The sequence below is a fragment of the Chryseosolibacter histidinae genome, from assembly GCF_018598225.1.
Classification (GTDB): Bacteria; Bacteroidota; Bacteroidia; order Cytophagales; family Cyclobacteriaceae; genus Chryseosolibacter; species Chryseosolibacter histidini.
The window spans coordinates 277,560-300,922 of sequence record NZ_JAHESF010000001.1; the positions used below are offsets into that span (position 1 = coordinate 277,560).

At 52.6% G+C, this 23,363-nt stretch carries 3 protein-coding genes; all 3 read left to right on the forward strand.

From position 1 onward, the window contains the following. Positions 1-77: 77 nt before the first annotated feature. From KK083_RS01015 to KK083_RS01025, 3 genes are read left to right on the forward strand one after another with little or no spacing between them, the layout of a single operon-like run. Complete coding sequence (locus tag KK083_RS01015; protein WP_254159322.1) at positions 78-15,245, forward strand: non-ribosomal peptide synthetase; 15,168 nt, start codon at positions 78-80, stop codon at positions 15,243-15,245. A gap of 48 nt (positions 15,246-15,293) precedes the next feature. Continuing rightward, positions 15,294-18,416 (forward strand): non-ribosomal peptide synthetase, encoded by a 3,123-nt coding sequence (locus KK083_RS01020; RefSeq protein ID WP_254159324.1) that lies wholly within the window; start codon positions 15,294-15,296, stop codon positions 18,414-18,416. A 39-nt stretch (positions 18,417-18,455) separates the two neighbouring features. Further along, entirely contained in the window at positions 18,456-23,354 is a 4,899-nt protein-coding gene (locus KK083_RS01025) for a MupA/Atu3671 family FMN-dependent luciferase-like monooxygenase (protein ID WP_254159327.1), read from the forward strand. Positions 23,355-23,363 lie beyond the last annotated feature (9 nt).

Here is a 23,363-nt window from a genome sequence, read left to right on the forward strand (position 1 = left end):
ATTTCCTTTGTCCAGTCATACCGTTGCAGCGCGTTCTTTTCAGCAGGCCGCGTATTGATCCTTACAGATTCCGCATCATGAACACCAAGATAGACAAATCCAACGTTGAAGACATTGTTGAGCTCAACATGGCGCAACAAGGTATGTTGTTCCATTACCTGCGGGAGTCGGAGCAGAGCCTGTATAATGTTCAGTTGTCTTTTCAGATCGAAGGGCAGCTGGATGTAAACAAGCTCAGAAGCGCTTTCAGCAACGTTCAGGCGCGGCATGAGGCGTTGCGGTCTGTTTTCAGGTGGGAGGAAGCCAATACGCCACTTCAGATCATACTTAAATCACATCCTCTTGACTTCACTTTTGAGGATTTTTCACAACGATACGCTGTCAGTGAAATATCCGGGCAGGTTGCCGCTTATTTGTTGAATGACCGCAATAGTAGATTTGATCTTACCCGCCTTCCCCTCAGGGCGGGGTTGATCAGAATTTCAGCTGCCACCCATGTCCTTTTCATCACGCATCACCACATCCTGTATGATGGTTGGAGCACCGCCATCTTTTTGAAGGAGCTTTTTCAATACTACGGCCATGTGAATGGCAACATCGTGCAGGGATTCAATGGTAAGATCAAGTATGGTGACCTGCTTCGCCAGCTTCACAAGGCCATTGATCCGGTAAAAGCATCGGACTACTGGAAGCATTATCTGAGTGGCCACGAGATCGCTCCGCTGGTTTCAGGTACGGTACGCACGTCAGCGAAAAAAAGAGAAGTTAAAAAGCTCGGGATTTGTGATCCCACCGATGCCATAGAAACATGGGCCCGGCAACACCGGGTGAGCAAGGTCTCGGTCATTTATGCGGCTTATGGTTTATTGCTTCAAAAATACCTGGATACACCGGATGTGGTATTTGGAACGGTGGTATCCAGTCGTGATATGTCAGTGCCTGGTATCGACAAGGTTATGGGCAACTTTATCAATACCATTCCCCTGCGCCTTACCGGGGATGAACGGTCGCTGAAGGAAATTGTCAAGGAAGTGAACAGGGATCTTGCAGCGCGCAGCGAGTTCAGCAACGTATCGTACCATGAGATCAAACAAATGCTGGGGCTGAAGCCTGCCGAAGACCTGTTTGATTCGGTGGTGATCGTAGAAAATTATCCCATCGATGAAAATGTGCTCGGGGCCAACGACGAATTCCAGGTCTCATTGAAGTCTGTGCATGAGAACACCGGCATTCCGCTGACGATCACCGTATTCTTCAATCAGGGGGTAAAGGTGGAGTTTGCGTACCGGGATGGAGATGTGGCTGATGATTTTGTGAAAGCATTCGCCGGCCATTTTTTCGCCATCATTGCAACGATCATCAACAACGGAGAAAGTACAGCGGCCTCGTTGGATATTTTGTCGGAAACGGAAAAAGACCAGCTGCTGACAGGGTTCAACGATACCGTTCTTGAATACGCAAAAGAAAAGACCATCGTTGAGCTGTTCCAGTCTCAGGCGCGGCGCTCATCTGCCGACGTTGCATTATCATTCAACGGTCAGTCACTTACCTATAGGGAACTGAATGGAAAAGCTAATTCCCTGGCCGCAGCCCTGCGCAACAAAGGTGTTAAGCCTAACCAGGTGGTTGGGTTGTATACGAACCGATCGCTCGAGCTGTACATCGGCATGCTGGCCGTGCTCAAGTCGGGCGGATGTTACCTGCCGTTGGATCCCTCATACCCAAAAGACCGCCTTGCGTATATGCTGGCCGATAGCGGCGCCCGGGTATTGCTGACGACGCGTGACCTCAGCGTGGCAGACATAGACCCGGGAAGCATGCTCACGGTCATTACAGTGGATTCCGGAGCACTGGGGCAGGCTGCCGATCTCCCGATCGTCAACGACGCCGAAGACCTTGCTTACCTGATCTACACATCGGGCTCAACGGGCAAACCTAAAGGTGTGATGCTGCCACACAGGGCGGTACACAATTATATCGAATCCATGATGCGCCACCTGCCTGCTGGCGGCACGATGGTTTCAGTCACCACCTTCTCGTTCGATATTTTTGTTACGGAGTCGCTGTTGGCACTGACACAGGGCATGCGGGTGGTGATAGCAGATGAAGCATGCCAGAAAGATGCCGCCTTGCTGCTGGCATTGATCGAAAGAGAAAAGGTTGAGCTGATTCAGACCACCCCGTCACGGTACAAGCTGATGATTGATGATAGCGAGGGATTTGCGAAAGCGATGCGCGGCGTTCGTTATCTCCTGGTAGGCGGGGAGGCCTTTCAGGAAGACCTTTTGCGGTCACTGAAAAAGTACAGTCGTGCCAGGATCATCAACGTCTATGGTCCCACCGAAACAACGGTGTGGTCGTCGCTGATCGATCTGACGGAAGAAGACAGGATCACGATTGGCCGGCCTTTGGGTAACACACAGCTCTACGTATTGGATCGCCACCTGCACCTGCAACCCAGGGGCGCGGCCGGAGAGTTATACATAAGTGGTGATGGACTCGCGCACGGGTACTGGAACAACAAAGCGCTGAGCGATCAGCGCTTTATCAGCAACCCTTTTCGACCTGGATTTAAAATGTATAAGACGGGCGACAAGGCCAGGTGGACAGACAGTGGCACCGTTGAATACCTGGGCAGGGTCGATTTCCAGGTCAAGATCAGGGGACACCGGATTGAAACAGGGGAGATCGAATCGTTGTTAAAGGAGCATCCGCAAATCAAAGACGCCGTGGTGATCGCCAAAGCGAGTGGCAATGATACGCACCTCGTGGCCTATTATGTTTGCGGAGAGGAGATCGGAAACGCAACCCTGAGATCATACCTCTCTGGCAAGCTGCCTGATTATATGGTGCCTGCTTACTTTGTGCACCTCGCAGCCTTGCCGTTGACACCCAACCGGAAGCTTGACAGGCGTTCATTGCCCGAGCCCGCGATATCGCCGCAAGACGGACCTGTAGCACCCGCCAACGCTACAGAAGAGCGGCTTGTAAAGATCTGGTCCGAGATCCTGAAGATCGACAGCGACAGGATCAGCGTGCTTGCCAGCTTTTTCGAGCTTGGCGGTCATTCCCTGAAAGCGACCACGCTGGTGAACAGGATCTTCAGGGAGTTTGACGTGAGGATCTCCATCAATGAAGTATTTACCCAGCCGGATATCAGAAGCCTGGCCACAGCCCTTCAGACGCGTATAGCCACAGGGTTTTCTCCCATACAACCAGCGGTTTCACGGGATTTTTACCCGCTCTCTGCTGAGCAGAAACGTATCTATTTCAGCTATGCTTTTGACAGGTCGTCGCTGGCCTACAACGGCATCTTCACCGTGGTGCTGGAGGGTACGCTGGACAAAGCCCTGCTCGAGGATACCTTTACCCGGCTTGTCGCCCGTCATGAAACATTGCGCACCTGTTTTGAGATCATCAACGACGTGCCGGTGCAGCGTATACGGCCACAGGTGGAACTGGTGATGGAACATTTCCAGGCAGATGAAGAACAGGTGAGCGCCATCATGCATGGATTTGTTCGGCCCTTTGATCTGCAGACCGCGCCACTGATGCGCACGGCGTTGATCGAAATTGCCCCGGACCGGCATGTGCTGATCGTGGATATTCATCACATTGTTTGTGATGGCATCTCGCAGGAGATCCTGACGCGGGAGTTCATGGCGATGTACGACAATCAGGCGCTTCCAGACCTGCGGGTGCAATACAAGGACTATGCGGTATGGCAGCAGGAAGAAAAACGCGAGCTTGTCGCAGTCCGCCAGCGGGAGTTCTGGACGAGCATGTTCGCGGATATGCCGGAGGTGCTTACGCTGCCCTATGATTTTTCCAGGCCTGTAACTCAGGACCATCGCGGAGGAGCCATCGATTTCAGGGTGGGTGCCGCAGAGGCAAACGCGCTCAGGGCGATCGCAGCGCGGGAAGGCGCAACCTTGTTTATGGTGACCTTGGCCATTTACAATATCCTGTTAAGCCGGCTCGCAGGCAGCGACGATATCGTGGTGGGTACTGCTATTGCCGGGCGCGAGCACCCCGACCTGGAGCACGTTGTGGGAATGTTCGTGAACACGATCCCCGTCAGGAACCACCCTGCCCATCAGCACACTTTCACTGAATTTCTTTCGGCTGTAAAATCCACGACCCTGTCATGTTTTGAACACCAGGCTTTTCCCTATGATGAGCTGCTCTCGGCTTTGAAGGTTGAGCGCCATAGTGGCCGTAATCCCTTGTTCGATATCATGTTTGCTTACCAGAGCTTTAAGGAGGCTGAACTTCAGATCCCCGGGCTTCGACTCACACCTTTTTCAGGTGAGCAAAGGCTGGCGAAGTTTGACCTTGCCCTGCTGGCTTATGAAAAAGGAGAGGAGCTGCTGTTCACGTTTGAATATGCGGTGGCGTTGTTCAATGCCGAAACCATTGCACGATGGGCGGTTTATTTTAAAAATATTGTATCGGCGATCGTTGCCGGCCCTGATAAAAAAATAGCGGACATCGGCATGCTTCCGGATGATGAAGTGCGCCGCGTGATGGATGACTTTAACAACACAGGCACCGACTACCCGCTGAATGAAACGATCATTTCATTATTTGAAAAGCAGGTTAAAAAGACGCCCGAGAATATCGCGCTCCGTTGCGGGAACAACATCGTAACGTACGCGGCATTGGAGCGGAAGGCAAATGCCGTTGCCACCGCAATAACCATGAAGCTTCCGGAGGGTAATGGCCATAAAGTAGGGTTACTCTTCGATTCATCGGTTGAAATGATCGCCGGTATGCTGGGTGTTCTGAAGGCAGGCTGTGCTTATGTTCCGCTGTCGCCGCAGACTCCCGGTGAGCGAAACAGTTTCATTCTTGCCGACAGCGAAGCGGCGCTCCTGCTGACGCAACGGTCAGTATACATGCAGTATGGCGGACAAACGTTGTCGGGTGCCGGGCGGACCGTTGTCTTTGTGGAATCATGTTTGGAAGGCGAAGTAGTGGATCTTCAAAAGAGCATACGCCCTGATGACCTGATGTATGTTATTTATACTTCGGGAACCACCGGGCAACCCAAAGGTGTGGCGATAAAACATCAGGGCATCGTCAATTTTGCGCAATGGCGCATCACCACCTATGCCTTCACGGAAAGAGATGTTACCCTGCAATTGTTCCCTTATCATTTCGATGGCTTCGGCGCCAACCTGTATCCCAGCTTGCTGACGGGTGGAACGCTGATGTTGCTGCGAGAAACGGAACGCCTGAATGCGGAGCATATCGCGCATGTTGTGAGGTCGGAGAAGATCACGAATGCCGTTGTTACACCCCTCATTTACGACATCCTGTTACGTGAGCTGAACGGCCAGGCATGCGAATCATTGCGGCTGATCGTGCTGGCGGGTGAAAAAGCCGCGCCGGAGCTGATCGAGCGGAGCGGCCGTTTGCTGCCGGGTACCGTATGCTGCAATGAATACGGGCCTACGGAGACATCGATCGGGGCAACCTGGAATGACAATCTCTGCGCAGATAATGTTAATGTGATCGGAAAACCGATTGCCAATACCCGCATCTATATTCTTGGAAAAGGTGATGTGCTGATTCCGGTCGGCGCATGCGGGGAGCTGTGCATTGCCGGCGCGGGACTCGCGCAGGGATATATCCGGAATGAAAGCCTGACCAGCGCGAAGTTCTGTGACCATCCTTTCATTGCCGGAGAACGCATGTACCGTACTGGTGATCTTGCCCGGTGGAGAGACGACGGCAGTATTGTGCTCATCGGGCGCATAGACAGCCAGGTGAAGATAAGAGGCTTCCGCATTGAGCCCGGCGAGATCGAAGGGCAGCTTTCCAAATACCCGCTGATCCGCGAAGTGATTGTGAACGCAAGGGACACAGGCAATAACAAGTACCTGGTAGCCTACTACGTTGCCGATCAGGAGATAAGTTTTACAGAGCTCCGGAATTTTCTCTTAAGCAGGCTTCCAGACTACATGGTTCCGGCCTGTTTTGTTCATGTTCAAAAGATGCCGCTGACGGCCAATGGCAAGATCGATACGAAGGCGCTTCCCGTGCCTGTCATGAAAACGGGTGAAGCACTTCCAACCACGGGTGAAGAGCGCCTGCTGGTGGAAGTATGGGCCAGCGTGCTGGGGATGGAAAACATTGGCGTTACCGACAACTTTTTCGCTGCCGGCGGCGACTCCATCAAGTCGATCCAGATCTGCTCCAGGATGCGCAGCCTCGGCTATGATGTGGCTGTGAAGGATATTTTTACGCATCAAACCATACAGCAGCTGGCGCCACAATTGAAAACTGTTGCGCAGTATGCCGACCAACGTCCGGTCACCGGCCCTGTACCGCTCACGCCGGTGCAGCAATGGTTCTTTGACAATCGTTTGAAGCATACGCACCACTTCAACCAGGCTGTGATGCTGCGGTTCGAAGGCGGAATAACAGAAGAAGTTGTACACGGGATCTTCGAGGAGCTGCAGCGTCACCATGATGCCCTGCGAATGGTATTTACGCAGTCTGCGGATGAGGTAGTGCAAACCAATCGTGACGTTGATCTGCCCGTATCCCTCCAGGTGATTCACCTGCAGCAGGAAACAGGCTGGCATGAAACACTGCTGGAATATGCCGGTGCACTGCAAAGAAGCATTGACCTCGAAAACGGACCCCTGATGAAGCTCGCGCTCTTTCATCTTGCCAATGAGAGCCGTTTGCTGATCGTCATCCATCACCTCGTTATTGACGGGGTTTCGTGGCGTATATTGTTTGAAGACATCGAAAGCCTGTATGCGCAGGTGAAGGGTAATCTGCCGCTGTCTTTGCCGCCTAAAACTGACTCATTTCAGTCCTGGTCGAAAGCCTTACGGTCTTATGTGCAGGGCACTGCCTTTCAGCGCGCTTCGGCGTATTGGCATACCGTTGCAGGTGAAGCGGGCGCCGTTATCACAAGAGATTTCCCGGCAGGTCGCAACACCAGGGAAAGCGAAGCCGTCGAAACCATCAGCTTCAGCGTTGACGATACAGCCAGGCTCCTCGGGGAAGTGCATCGTCCCTTTAACACGGGCATCACCGATATCCTGCTGACAGCGCTTATGCTTGCCTTCAGAGAAATGTATGGCAACACAAGGTTGTGGATCGAGCTGGAAGGACACGGACGGCACGACGTGGTACGTGACGTCAATATCAGCCGCACCGTCGGATGGTTTACCAGCATCTATCCAGTTTTGCTCGACGCGGGCTCCGGTGATTGGCGCGCGGCCATCAAACAGGTCAAAGAGACCTTGAGAAAAGTACCCCATGGAGGTATAGACTACCTGTTGGTGAAACACGCTGCCGGAACTAGCCTGCAGGCTTTTCCAGCACCGCAGGTCAGCTTTAATTACCTCGGCCAGTTCGATGCCGATATGAAAAATGCTGCCTATACCGTGAGCCTTGATCTTACGGGCAATAACATTTCGGACAAGGAAACAAGGTTTCACGATTGGGAAATATCGGGTATGCTCGTCGATGGCAGGCTCGCGCTTAAGATCGCTTACAGCCATGCACAATATACAACGGGAACGATGCACGCTTTCGCCGATCATTACCGGCGCCAGCTGGTCTCGCTGATCGGGTGCTGCTCCACTTACGGGGCAACAGAGCTGACGCCTTCGGACGTGACGTACAAAGACCTGCCTGCTTCCACGCTTGAAACGCTGCAGCAGCAATACCAGCTGGAAGATGTGTATCCGCTTTCTCCCATGCAGGAGGGCATCCTGTTTCATTCGCTGCTGGACGCAGATGCGGATAGCTACTTTGCCCAGATGACCTTGGTCCTGGAAGGAGATGTGGATATCGAGGCAGTAGAAAAAACCATGAACGATATTGTATCCAGGTATGCCACCCTGCGCACTGCGTTCTATTACCAGGGACAAGACCGTGCCCTGCAGCTGGTTTTGAAAGACCGGAAAGCAACATTCCACTACCGCGATCTGCAGGAAGAATGTGCCGTAAATGGCATCGAGAGCACCATCGCGGTCTGCCAGGAAAAAGACAGGCACAACAGGTTCGACCTGCGCAACGATTGCCTTATACGGGCATCCCTGTTCTGCGTTGCACCGTCAAAATTCGTTTTGATATTGAGCCATCACCATATCATCATGGATGGCTGGTGCATGGACATTCTCCTGCGGGACTTCAGGAAGTTTTACGCTGATAACCGCATGCGCCGTGATATGCCGGTTACGCTGGCGCCCCGCTACGCCCGTTACATCGATTGGCTGGAAAGCAGGGAAGCGCAATCTTCTGTTGTGTACTGGAAAGACTACCTGCGGGATTATGAAACGCCTGCGTCCCTTCCTGCCAAAGTACGTTATCGCGAAAGCATACAACGCACAGCGTATGGGTCGCAGTTACTTGTCATCGACAGGATGAAGACCGTACAATTAGGCAAGGTATCTGCTGCCCATGGTGTGACCTTAAACACCGTGCTGCAGACGGCCTGGGGTATCCTGCTGGCAAAATACAACAACGTCACAGACTGCGTGTTCGGAGCTGTTGTTTCCGGCCGCCCTTCAGCGATAGAAGGCGTCGAGACCATGGTAGGCCTGTTCATCAATACCATTCCGGTGCGGGTAAGCTATGAGGCCGGCGACTCCATTGCAGACATGCTCAGGAAGATCCAGCACCGGGCGCTCGAAAGTGAAGCACACCATTATACGAAGCTGGCCGAGATCCAATCGCTCAGTACACCAGGCAACCGGTTGTTTGACCACATCATAGTGGTGGAAAACTATCCGTTGTCAGAAAAGATCCTGAAAGACGCATCGGGTTCTCCGGAAGATCTGTCGATCACGGATGTACGGATCTTTGACCGGACCAACTATGACCTGGTGGTCACGATGATCCCAGGCGAAGAGCTCCGCATCAGGATCGATTACAGCGCCACCATCTATGATCATGAGCTGATCAAAAATGTGCTCGCCCAGCTGGATCAGATCATCACACAAGTCAGTGCCGATGCAGGCGCCAAGGTGGCCGGACTTGAGATCACTACGGAAAATGAAAAGCTCAGGCTGTTGTCCTGGTTAAATCCTCACCCTACCTTTTTTCCTGAGGAAACCGTGGTGTCGTTGTTCGAGCGCCAGGCCCGCATCACACCTGAACAAACGGCGCTCGTTTATCATGACAGTGCCATCACCTACCGCGAGCTGAATGAACGTTCCAACCGGCTGGCGCGATGCCTGGCAGGCAGGGGAGTAGAAAGTGGTAAGGTAGTAGGGCTCATGATTGAACGGTCTGTAGACATGATCGTAGCCATGATCGGCATCCTGAAAGCAGGTGGTACATACCTGCCGTTGGATACAGCGGCACCCGAGAAGAGAATTCTCGCGATGCTCAACGATAGCAGTGCTTCGTTGCTGTTGGCCGATCATGATCACGCCCCCACGTACGAAAAACATGTTGCTACGGCGCGGATCTTCAATTGTGGGCATTGTGGCTATGCCGGAAGCGATCTTGGGCTTTCGATCCCCAATACGGATGTAGCCTACATCATCTACACCTCCGGATCAACAGGCAAGCCGAAAGGAGTTATGGTCCAGCACCGGTCGGTGGCGAACCTGATCCACTCACAAAAGGCCTTGTTCGGGATCAATGAGAAAGACCGCATTCTCCAGTTCTCCACCATTAGCTTCGATGCCTCCGTTGAGCAGATCTGGCTTGCCCTGACCAGCGGCGCTTCGCTGGTACTGATCGATCACGAAACGATGACAGACAACGTGCGGTTCAATGAATATCTTGCCACGAAGGGTGTTACCCATCTTCACGCAACGCCATCATTCCTCGAGCGCATCTCGCTCACCAAGCATCCTCAGCTCAAACGTGTCATCGCGGGCGGCGAAGAATGCAAGCCTTCATTGGCCAGGAAGTTTTACGTCGATTATGAGTTCTACAATGAATATGGCCCTACGGAGACCACGGTCACATCGCTGGTGAAACGCGTCGACAGCCGCGAGTTCGAAAAGGACCGCATCGCCATCGGCACACCGATCAACAATACATTCGTTTATATTCTGGGCAGGCACGCAGAGCTGTTGCCGCTCGGTGCAACCGGCGAATTGTATGTAGGTGGCGCGGGTGTAGCCAAAGGTTACCTCGGAGATGAGGCGCTGACCGGTGAGAAGTTCATAACAAACCCGTTCATGCCGGGTGAGAAGATGTACAGAACGGGTGACCTTGCACGGTGGCGTTCCGATGGAGACCTGGAATACTGCGGCAGAGCCGATGCGCAGGTCAAGCTCCGGGGATTCAGGATCGAACCCGGCGAAATTGAAACCAGGATCCTCGAGCACACGCTGGTCCGCGAGGCTGCCGTGGTGATCAGAGAAAGTGGTGATGACCGTTTCCTGGTGGCGTACTATGTCGCAGAGGGGACCGTGGACGAGGCGATGCTCAATGATTTTCTACGCGACAGGTTGCCTCCTTATATGCTACCGGCCCGTTACCTCCGGCTGGAGCAGATGCCGGCTACCCCGAGTGGAAAACTCGACAAAAAAGCGCTCCCTGATCCAGCCGTCGCCGGTGAAGGTGAATACGTTCTGCCATCTGGCGAGACGGAAGAAGCGCTTCAGCAGATCTGGTCGGAAGTGTTGAACATCGGCCAGGACATGATCGGCATGAACAAAAGCTTCTTTGCGCTCGGAGGACATTCCTTAAAGGCTATGACCCTCGTGAACAGGATCAGGGAACGGTTTGGCGTTGAGGTGCCCTTAAAAGAGGTGTTCAGACATCCGGACATAGCAGGGCTCAGCGGATTCATCCGTGACAGCAAAACTTCAGCGCACTATAAGATCGAAAAAGTAGCTGTCAGTCCCTGGTACAAGCTTTCCTCTGCACAAAAACGGTTGTATTTCTTGTATGAGTTCAACCGGCAATCGCTGGCATACAACGTACCCTATGCTGTTCGCATCGAGGGCAACCTGCAAACTGACCGGTTGATCCAGGTCTTTAAGAAGCTGGTTGCACGTCATGAAAGCTTGCGTACTTCTTTTGAGATCGTTGAGGGGGAACCTGTACAGAAGGTCTCGGCTACGGCGGAACTTGAAATAGAACGTTTCAATGCAGGCACGGGTGATGTGGGCGTGTTGATGGAAAAATTTGTAAGGCCTTTTGACCTCCGCCATGCGCCGCTGCTCAGGGTTGGCCTGGTGGCATGTACGCCGGGTGAGAACATCCTGATCGTGGACATGCATCACATTATTTCCGACGGCGTATCGCACGGACTCATGATCAAGGATTTTGTTTCATGCTACCATGGTGAAGCGCTTCCTCCGGTGACCACCCAGTATAAAGATTATGCGGCCTGGCAACAAAGCGAATCACAGCAGGAGGCCATCCGCAAGCAGAAAGAGTTTTGGCTGAATGAATTTGCTGAAGAACTCCCGGCGCTCAACCTTCCGATGGATTTTTCAAGACCGCCTGTGAAGGATTATGCGGGCAGCGCCATGAGCTTTTCACTGACGCTGGAGGAGACTGCGGGATTGAGGTCAATAGCCGACGCGGAGGGCAGCACCATGTTCATGGTCATCCTATCGGTTTACAACATCCTGCTGACCAGGCTTTGTAACATCGAAGACATCGCTGTGGGCACACCCTCGGCAGGCCGGCAACATCCGGACCTCGAGCAGATCATCGGCATGTTTGTCAACACCCTGGTAATGCGTAACCAGCCAAAGGGCGAGCTCAGCTTCCGGGAATTTTTATCCGCTGTCCGGTCCAAAACATTGGCTTGCCTGGAGAACCAGGCGTATCAGTATGAGGAGTTGATCCAGGAATTGAAAGTTGAACGTGATACTGCCAGAAACCCGCTGTTCGATGTGATGTTCGTCTTCGAAAATTCCGCCGACGTCGCGTTTGAGATGGAGGGCCTTAAGCTTCAGCCGTTTCCCAATACCCACCAGGTTGCAAAATTCGATCTTTTGCTCAAAGCCATTGAAAGTGCAGATCAGGTGTTCTTCGAGCTCCAATATGCCACATCCCTGTTCAGGGAAGAGACCGTGGCCCGGTTCATTGCCTATTTCAGGAACATTTTATCGGCGGTTATTGCCAATATGGATATGAAGATCTCTGCGATCGCGATCATGCAGGAGGAGGAGCGGCATCAGCAATTGGAGCGCTTCAACGATACGGATACCGTTTGGCCGTATGAAGGAACGGTGCTGTCGCTGTTTGAAAAACAGGCCGCAAGGGATGGCGAGCGTGTAGCGTTGAAGTGGCATAACGAAACACTTACTTATGGTGCGCTGAAGGAAATGACAACGAAAGTTGCATCGTACCTCAGAGAAGCTCATGGCGTGCGCACGGGAGACCTGGTAGGGCTGATGCTGGAACGGGAGATGTTGTTGTTGCCTTGTATCTATGGCATCATAAAAGCCGGCGCCGCCTACGTTCCCATAGACCCGGGTTATCCGGATGAACGGATCGATGCGATCGCCGGAAATGCTGCGATGAAATTCTTTATCACCAGGGGCCGGTACCGGAAAGTGGCAACGAAACCTGGCTTTACGGTAATAGACCTTGATGAGGTTGAGCAGGCTATCGTCCGGCAGCAGGTGACCGAATTGCCGGAGGTCAGGAGCAATGATCTTGCCTACGTTATTTATACCTCAGGTTCTACAGGTACGCCCAAAGGTGTCATGATCGAGCATGGCGCCTTGTTGAACATCATCCTGGACCTGCAGCAACGCTATCCGCTGGGTGCCGGAGATACCTATCTGCTGAAGACCACGTTTACTTTCGACGTGTCTGTGGCAGAGATCTTCGGTTGGTTTCTGGATGGAGGTTGTCTGTCGATCCTGCCAGCTGGTGCAGAGGCCGATCCGGATGCGATCGCTGCCGTCATAGCAAGGGACCAGGTCACACACATCAATTTTGTTCCTTCCATGTTTGCTGTTTTTATAGAGATGTTGAAAGACAGCGGTGTAAAACGTATTGAGAGCCTGCGATATATATTCCTGGCGGGAGAAGCTCTGCCGGCATCGATGGTGAACGCATTCAACGCGCTGCGTGCCAACGCTTCGCTGGAAAATATCTATGGACCTACTGAAGGAACGATCTATAGCTCGGGGTACGCAACAAGAGACCTGCAAGAAAATATGAGGGTGCCTATCGGCAAACCTTTGAGCAACATCCGGCTTTACATTGTTGACCGTTACAATAACCTGCTGCCACTGGGTGTGCCTGGTGAATTGTGCATCGGCGGTGCCGGCCTTGCCAGAGGGTACCTGAACAACGAGGCTATGACTGCTGAAAAGTTCGTGCGCAATCCTTTCAGGCCGGGAGAGCGAATGTACAGGACCGGCGACCTCGCAAGGTGGTTGCCGGATGGTAACGTCGAGTACCTGGGCAGGATCGATACGCAGGTCAAAATGCGGGGCTTCCGGATCGAGCTGGAAGAGATCGAGAACCAGCTCATGGCCCATGCGCAGGTCACGAAGGCAGCCGTCGTGCTCCGCGAGGAAAACGGCAATCAATATCTGGTCGCCTATTATGTCTCCGAATCGCCGCGGGAATCAGCTGCGTTGAAGGATCTTCTGCTGGAGAAGCTACCCGTCTACATGGTTCCCCAATATTATGTAAGGCTGGATGACTTTCCGCTCACAGCCAGCGGTAAGCTGAACCGGAAAGCGCTTCCGGCTCCGGTAATCACCACGGACGAGACATACGCAGCGCCGGTGGGAGCGGTTGAGAAAAAGCTCGTGGCGATCTGGGCGCAGGTGCTGAAAATGGATCCGGCAACGATCAGTGCAGACAGCAGCTTCTTCGCGCTGGGCGGTCATTCGATCATGGCCGTGCACCTGATCAATATGATCCGTCAGCAATTCTCTGTCGGTATTGAATTGAGAAAGCTATTCGAAAATCCTTCTATCCGGAGATTAGCCATACTGATCGCCGGTGAGCGTCGCGGGAAAGCGACTAAGATTGCCAGGGTGGAGAAGAAGGAACGCTACGCTGCCTCGCCTGCACAGGAACGGTTGTTCTATCAGCAGCTGCTGAACAAGAGCACGCTGGCTTACAATGTTTCAGGCGCGCTCGAGATCAGGGCTGATATTTCTATCGATGCTGTTAACCATGCGTTCAGGTTGCTGATCGGCAGACATGAAAGCCTGCGAACAAGGTTCCTGTTATCCGACGAAAGTGTAGTGCAGGAAGTTAGCCCGGACGTTGTTTTTAATCCTGTGATGCTGGATGAAACCCGGTATGCCACGGTGGAAGAAGCCTTCCGGGATTTTGTTCGCCCGTTCGATCTTGGAGTGCAGCCGCTCCTGCGGTGTGCTTTACTGAAGCGCAGGGAAGGCCATGTGTTGTTCATCGATATCCATCATATCATCTGCGACGGTTTTTCATTGAACATACTGATGCACGATTTCAGAAAGCTTTGCCATGGCGAATCGCTGGAGCCGGTCGACCTTCGGTATGTAGACTATTCGTCATGGCAAAGGAAGCAACGCGGCCACATGGAAGCACAAAGGGCTTATTGGATGAGCCAGTTGGCGGGAGAGGTTCCGGTATTGGACCTGCCGGTGCGCACCAGAAAAGTAGCGGCAATACATCCCGCATCAAAAAGGATCCTGGAGATCGACGATGTGCACCGCCGTGCGATGAAACGTTACGCGGCAGATTCCGGCATTTCCGACTTCATGTTCCTGCTTTCCGGATTTTTTATCCTGCTGTCGCGGATCTCCGGGAATACCGATATCATCATCGGCACAGATGTCCTCGGACGAACGGGAGCCGGACTGAGAAATGTTGTTGGTACTTTCATCAACCTGCTGCCCCTGAGAATGCAGTTAGATCCTGCGATCACCTGCAGGCAGTTTGTGCAGGAAGTGAAGGCGTGTGTGCTGGGTGCTTTTGATAACCAGGATTTTCAATTCGACCAGATGGTTTCATTGCTCAACCGCGACGCGCGCATGGAAGAGAACCCCATTGTTCAGGTGCATTTTGCTTTTGCCAATTTCTTCGATGCGCAGGAAGACGATCCTCATCTCAGGCCTTTGAAGATCAGCAGGGACTTTACCACGCAGTATGAGTTCAAGCTGGAGGCCGTCGAGCGAAATGGGAAACTGAACTTAGATTTCGTATACAGCCGGGAAATGTACGACGACCTGTTCATCGAAACATTGACAGAATACTATCACAACATATTGAAGGTGGTTTTGACGGATGATTCCATTGAGATCGGCAATATCGCCTTGCAGGACTCCCTGCAGATGGCCTAGCCGTTGAGCCGCCTGGGCGAATCAGGAAACAACCCTTATATCATATTTATGGCCTTTCAGGAAGCATTACTTAAAAGCCTTACATCGAACGGCAACAGGATAGCCATGGAAGAAGGTGACCGCAAACTCACCTTTCGCGATGTGCTCTCGCGGTCAAACCGTATCACTCATTTTTTGCGTCACGCGAAAGCAACGCCAGGGACCCTGGTGGGCATACTGCTGAACGATCGTGTGAACCTGATCTGTTCCATGATCGGCGTGATGAATGCAGGATGTGTCGCCGTACCGCTCAACCCGGAGCTGCCTGCGAAACGCATGATGCACATGATCAATGACCTAGACCTGCGTTGTATGATCCTGTCGTCGGAAACAGCAAACGTCTGCGGCGAAGGTGAAGGGATGAGCAGGTACCGGATCGAGGATATTGTGGCAGAAACCGATAACGTTCCACTCTTGTCAACCGGGTATCCTGAGTTTTCAGAAGAGGATGCCATCTACATTTATTTCACGTCAGGTTCAACGGGAAGACCGAAAGGTATCGTGGGCAAGAACGGTAGCCTGCTGCAGTACCTGCGTTGGGAGATCGATGAATTCAACCTAGATCATAACTGCAGGGTGAGCCAGTTCATCAGCCCTTATTTTGATGCCTTCCTGCGCGACGTATTTGTGCCCCTGCTGGCGGGCGGTACGATATGTTTGCCACCCCGCGATGCGGATTTTTTTACGCCATCTAAAGTAGTGTCCTGGATCGATCGCGCGCAGATAACATTGATCCATTGTGTGCCGAGCGTATTCAACGTGATCTGTAGCGGCGACCTGTCTCCGGATCATTTCAAAACGTTGAGGCATGTTCTGTTGTCGGGTGAGCGGATCGTGCCATCGCAGCTCGAGCGCTGGTATAAAGTTTACGGAGGCAGGATCGGCCTTGTAAATCTCTACGGGGCAACGGAAACTACCATGATCCGTTCCTGTTACCGGATCAGGCCCGAAGATGCAGATAAGACAAGCATACCAGTAGGCCCGCCGATACGTGATACAAGGCTGCTCATCGCCGGCAAGGATCTTCAGCCCTGCAAAATGTATGTGCCGGGTGACCTATACATTATTTCCCGGTATGTGAGTCATGGCTATCTTAATTCGCCTGAGCTCACGCATGAGAAATTCTTCACAATAGATCAGGGAACATCTTCCGAATCGATCGCTTTCAGAACGGGTGATAAAGCCCGGATGATCGAAGCGGGGAACATCGACCTCATAGGCCGTGAAGACCGGCAGGTGAAGATCAGGGGCATCAGGATCGAGCTGGAGGAAATTGAACGTGTGCTGCTGCAATCACGCCTCGTGAATAATGCCATTGTAATGAAATGCGGAGATGGCCAGGAATCGCTTGCTGCATTCGTGATTGGAACTACGGTGGGAAACGCAGACCTGGAGAACAAGCTGCTGGTATACCTGAAAGGTTACCTGCCCGAATACATGTTGCCGTCGAACATCATTGTGATGACCGCCTTTCCGCTCCTGAGCAACGGTAAAATAGACCAAAGAGGTTTGCTGAGCACCCTGACCCGCCGTCAGGTCACGGCACCGGAAAATGAAACGGAGAAAGCGCTGCTGGCGGTGTGGAAAGAGATCCTGGGTGATAAGGAGATCTCTACAACCGATAACTTTCACCAGATCGGGGGAAATTCACTCTCCATCATGCGCCTGATCGCCAAGATCTATAAAGTATATAATGTCAGGGTGGCCCTGAGCGAGCTGTTCAATAATCTGACCATCCGCAAGCAGGCGGAGCTCATCCGGCGTTCGTCGCATGATCACTCACTGGCCATTGTAAAAGCTCCGGAAAAACCTGCCTACCGGCTATCATCGTCGCAGGAAAGGATCTACTTCAACGCCCTGATGGATCCGGCCAGCACGGCCTTCAACCTGCCGATGGTGTGGGAGATCAAGGGTGAGGTTTCAGCCAATCATATAGGGGAAACATTCCGGGCGCTGATCCAACGGCATGAAAGCCTGCGCACGCAATTTGTTTTTAGCAACGACCAGGTGCACCAGGTGGTGTCAGCGAACGTCGATCTGAAGATCAGGGAAATAACAACCACCGAAGAATCGATCGATACCACGATCGCCGGACTTGTCAAACCCTTTGACCTCGAAAGGGCTCCGCTGCTGAGGGCCGCGATCCTATCGGCTGGTAGCCGCAAGTTCCTGTTCACCGACATTCATCACATCGTGTGTGACGGGCTGTCACAGATGATCCTGTTCACAGATTTTCTGCGCCTGTTCCAGGGGGAAGTACTGAAGCCACTCGCCCTGCAGTACAAGGATTACGCCGAATGGGAGCACGCGCACCTGAAAACGAACCACGAATACATCACGGGCCGCGAGTTCTGGTTGAAGGCTTTTGACGGCGCGCTGCCGAAGCTGACGTTGCCTGTAGCAGTGGCGGATGAAGGCGAGGATGCTGACAACGGAGCGATGGCATCTTTTGTGATCCATGAAGCCACCCTCAAGCGGTTAGCCGAGACGTTAAAGGCCCGCGGCATCACACCTTTTTCCGGGTTGTTTGCGATCTACCTGATCTATCTCTACCAGCTTACAGGGCAGGAGGACCTTGTGATCGGCATCAACACCGCCGGCAGGTTGCAGGATGAGCTTGAAGGTGTTGTCGGCATGTTCGCCAAAACACTTCCCATCCGGTACCGGGTCAACGCCGGCCTGCGCTTCACGACGTTTGCGGAAGGTGTTCATCAGTATCTGGTTGAGGCCAACAGCAAACAATTCTACGACCTGACCGATATCGTTAGCGAGCTGAACAAAAACAGGCCGGTGCCTGTCAAGGATCTTTTTGAGACCATGTTTTCGTTCCAGGACCATGGCTATGTACAAAGACAGACAAGCTCTGAGCACTTTTCGAGTTATGCCCTGGAGCGCATCGCAGCGAAGTACCCGCTTCACCTGTTTGCTACAGAGGTCGATGGCGCATTCCACTTTCGCATCGAGTACATGACAAGCTATTTTACCAAAGCCGATATGGAGTTATTGATCGCGCAATTCCAGTCGCTGGTGAAGGACATCGCTGAAAAACCTGACGACCGTATTATGGACTATGTTGATCATGGCGTGGAAGCACAGCCGCAGGTAAGCAAGGATATCGCTTTCAACTTTTAACGCACCATCTGAAAATTTTTCCTTAACCTGACGCAACCTATGGCTGATAAATCAAAACTGGATCTTGAGACCATCAGGGCCAACCGGAATGTTGGTGCCCGCAATTATTGGCAAAATCGCCTGGAGGGCTATACACCCGGTGTTTATTTCGACGATTCGACACAGGCCTCACGGATGGCAAAGAAGCATTATGCGACTGATACAGCCATTGCGGCGGCGCAGCTTTCCGGCATGCTGGCCAGGATTGCTACATCTGACGAAGCGAAACACATTGTGCTGCTTTCGGCGCTCGGTGTGCTTGCTCAAAAGTGTTCTGCCGCCACTGACATCGGTGTGTTCACACCGTTGTACGCAAGCAATGGGCCGTCTCCTTTGGGGGTCATTCCTGTAAGAATGAAAAATTTCACCAGCATACAGTTTGTGAAATTCCTGAAGGTTGTAAAGGATGATGTTGTCGAAGACCTGCGCCATGGCAATTACCCTGTCGAAAAGATATTGGGTGTCGGCAGGGAGGAGATGAGCGATGTGCCAGTCACCGCCATGCTGGTAGAGGAGATCCATAACCTGGTGGCATTCGAGGCGTTGTCACCCGACATCCTGTTTTCTTTCAGCGTCAGGGATTCACTGACGCTGGAGGTCAGGTACAAGATCGGAAAATTCAGCGCGTCGTACATCGCTCAATTAAGTGCGCGTTACTTCAACCTGCTGCACAATCTTCTCTCGGAAAACAGCAAGATCATTGACGATGTAGAGATGGTTTCGGATCAGGAAAAGCACATGTTGCTCTCCGGATTCAACGACACGGCTATCAATTACGAGCACCACGAAACCATTGTGTCATTGTTCGAGCGTCAGGCACGAAGCACACCCGACAAGACGGCCCTGGTATACGAGGGGAAAAAGCTAACCTACCGGGAGCTTAACGATCGGGCGAACGTATTGGCGCACCATCTCAGGGACAAATATCATGTGAAACCTGGCGCGCTGGTAGGGGTGGTAATGCCGCGGTCCGAGCGCATGGTGATTGCGTTGCTGGGCATCCTGAAGTCGGGAGCAGCTTATGTTCCTGTTGATCCTTCTTATCCGAAAGACCGGATACACTACATCCTGGAAGACTCCGGGGCGAAGGTTGCATTGATGAGCCAGGCGTTGCAGGCAGCAACCCCTTTTCAGGGTGACGTGATCAACTTCGATACGTTTACCGAAGACTTTGCAGCCGATCCAGTGCCGGTGAACACACCCACAGACCTGTGTTACCTGATCTATACCTCCGGGTCAACAGGAAAGCCCAAGGGAGTAATGATCTCGCATGGCAACGTGGTCAATTTCTTTGCGGGCATGAATGAGCGTCTGACACGGCGCCAGGACGACTGCATGCTCGCGGTCACCAGCATATCGTTCGATATTTCGGTACTCGAGATCTTCTGGACCCTCTGCCACGGAATAGAGGTAGTGGTGCACCCGTCTGACATTCCACTGACGGGTCTCGACCGGTATGTTCAGGGTGAAGACCTTTCGATCGATTTCAGCCTGTTCTTCTTCTCCAGCTACGATAACCGTGAAGAGAACAAGTACAACCTGCTGCTTGAATCGGTGAAGTATGCCGACCGCGAAGGCTTCAAAGCTGTGTGGACTCCGGAACGGCATTTCCATGAGTTTGGAGGTCTGTATCCCAACCCGGCAGTAACCAGCGCGGCGCTGGCGATGATCACCCGGCAGATCGAATTAAGGAGTGGCAGCATCGTATCACCCCTGCACGACGTGGCCCGTATAGCCGAAGAGTGGTCTGTGGTGGATAACTTATCCGGCGGCAGGGTAGGGCTCTCTTTTGCATCGGGATGGAATCCAAACGACTTTGTTCTTGCGCCGGCCAATTATAAAGAGCGGCAGCGGATCATGTACGAGCAGATCGAAACGGTCAAAATGCTTTGGAAAGGGGGAACCCTTAAACGTGAGAACGGATTCAACAAGGAAGTAGAGTTCAGGATCTTTCCGGCACCGGTTCAAAAAGATCTCCCCATATGGATCACTTCCAGTGGCAATGAGGAGACCTTTAAAGCGGCCGGAGCGATCGGTGCCAACTTGCTGACCCATCTCTTAGGGCAAGACCCGGAGGAATTAGGCAAGAAGATCAGGCTTTACCGTGAAGCACTGAGGGCGAATGGCCATGACGTTGCATCCGGTAAGGTGGCATTGATGCTGCACACCTACATCGGTGACGACATAGACGAGGTGGAGCGGCTGGTGGAGGGGCCTTTTATAGAATACCTCAAGAGCTCCATCGGCCTGAGCAAGATCCTGATAGAGGAAACGGGCCTGAAAGACGAGGACCTGCCGAAGGAAAGAATGGATACTATTTTGAAGAATTCCTTCCGCCGTTATTATAAGACCAGTGCCTTGATCGGTACCCGCAGCAGCTGCAGTGAAATGATCCAGAAGCTGAAAAGGATCGGCGTGGATGAGATCGCGTGCCTGGTGGATTTTGGTGTGGCGCAAGACAAGGTGCTTGAAGGGCTGAAGAACCTGAAAGCATTAAAAGAGCTGTTCTCCAGGAGAGGCGATATGCTTCACCGCCCCATTACCATGATGCAATCCACACCGTCCTTCGTGAAGCTCGCCAGGGATGGAAACGGCTCGCACAAATTTCTGAAAGCGCTGCGCCTGTTGTTGCTAGGGGGAGAGAACGTACCCCTTTCGCTGATCGATAAGCTCAGGTCTGATACGAAAGCTGATCTGTATAATATGTACGGCCCGACTGAAACAACGGTATGGTCATGCGTGCACCGGTTTGAAGAGAAGACCGGGCGCATCAGTGTAGGGAAGCCGATCGCGAATACGCAGGTCTATGTGCTGAACAAAAACCTCCAGGTGGTTCCTGCGGGCATGGCTGGAGATGTTTATATCGCCGGCGACGGACTTTCAAAAGGATACTGGCACCGTGCTGCATTGACGGCGGAACGGTTTATTGAAAATCCCTTCAGCAGGGATCGGAAAATGTATAAGACGGGCGACATCGGCAGGTGGACAGCCGAGGGTACGCTTGAGCTTCTGGGAAGGGAAGACCACCAGGTGAAGATCCGGGGGTACCGGATAGAGCTGGAAGAGATCGAGAGCGCGTTGCTGGGATATGGTACCCTGCAGGAAGCGGTGGTCATTGCCAGGGAGAAGGATGAGGAGAAGTTCCTGGTGGCGTACTATACATCTGCCATGGAAGTAGACAACGCTGCGCTGCGAAGCTACCTGTCAGGGAAACTTCCGCACTATATGGTGCCTTCGTACCTGATGCGTATAGGCCGCATGTTGGTGACACCCAACGGTAAGATTGACCGGAAAGCATTCCCGGACCCGGAGGTCAAGGCAGGCGCGAATTACGTAAAACCATCTACGGAACAGGAACGGAAGCTGGTCAGGATCTGGGCCGGTATCCTTCGCCTCGACGAGAACAACATTGGCATCCGCGACGACTTCTTTGCCCTGGGAGGCCATTCGATCATGGCGGTTCGTTTGATCCAGAGTATCGAACAGCATTTCTCCATTCTCCTGAACCTGAAAGAAATATTCGAATGCGCCACCGTTGAAAAGCAGTGTGCCTTGCTTGGCCGCAGCACGCACCGGAATGTCAACCCCATCAACAAGGCTGAGAAGAAAGAGTTCTATACCGTGTCGTCGGCACAGGAGCGCCTTTTCTATGAACAGATGCTGAACAAGGATAGCATTACCAGCAACAATTCGAGCCTTTATGAGATCAAAGGAGCGCTGGATACGGAGCGGTTGAGGCAGTCATTCAGGGCACTGATAAAACGCCACGAAGGTTTAAGAACCAGTTTTTCGCTCCACGCTCAGGACCCGGTACAACAGATCGAAGCAGAAATGGATTTTGATATCTTGTTTTTGCCACCAGGCCGGTATGCCACCGTTGAAGATGCCTTTCACGATTTTGTAAGGCCATTCGACCTCCTGTCGTTCCCCCTGATCCGGTGCGCATTGTACCAGGACAGCACGCAGCGCAGGTTCCTTTTTGTGGATATTCATCACATTGTATGCGACGGCATTTCTGTCAATGTTTTGATGAACGAATTCAAAATGATCTACGAAGGTGTGCAATTGCCTCCTGTGAGCCTGCGGTATGTCGACTACGCTCACTGGCAGAAGCACCGGAAGAACAGCTTGCATCAGAGCCGGGAGTTCTGGGCAAGGCAGCTGTCGGGCCGGCTTCCGCACATCGATCTGCCGCTGACGGGCAACCGCGAAACTACAGAGATCTACAGGGCGTGCAGAAAAGTATTGCGGATCGACGCGGCACAGTATCAGCAGATCAAAAAGTTCACCACCGAAACGAATGTTTCAACCTTCATGTTCCTTCTGTCTGCTTATTATATCCTGCTCCACAAGATGTCGGGCAATACGGACATCATCATAGGGACCGACGCGATCGGAAGAACACACGCCGGGCTGAAGAATGTGGTCGGTACCTTCATCAACGTGCTTCCGCTGAGGATGCAGATAGCCACGCAGGCCTCGTACAGGGAATTTCTTCAGCAGGTAAAAAGTTGTGTGCTCGACGCCTTCGATAACCAGGAATTCCCTTTTGACCAGATGTTCTCGCTGGTGAACAAAGACGAGAAGAAGCAGATCATCGATGTGTATTTTTCGTCAGCCGATTTCCTCGACAACGAAGCTGAAATAAGCGCCCTGCAATTTGTTCCTACCCGCATCAACAGGCACGTGAACACAACGCGCTATGAGCTCGAGCTGAGCGTGAGTGAAAGCGATGGGCAGCTGGATGTCATCTTCATCTACAGTGATGCCCTCTACGATGCCCAGACGATCGAGCTATTCATGGAGTATTACGCGAACATTCTCACGGCCGCGCTCGAGAATAACCTCACCGATATCGAAACCTTCGAGCTGGAAAGCGCTGTGAACGCCGTGGCCTGAAAAACCGGA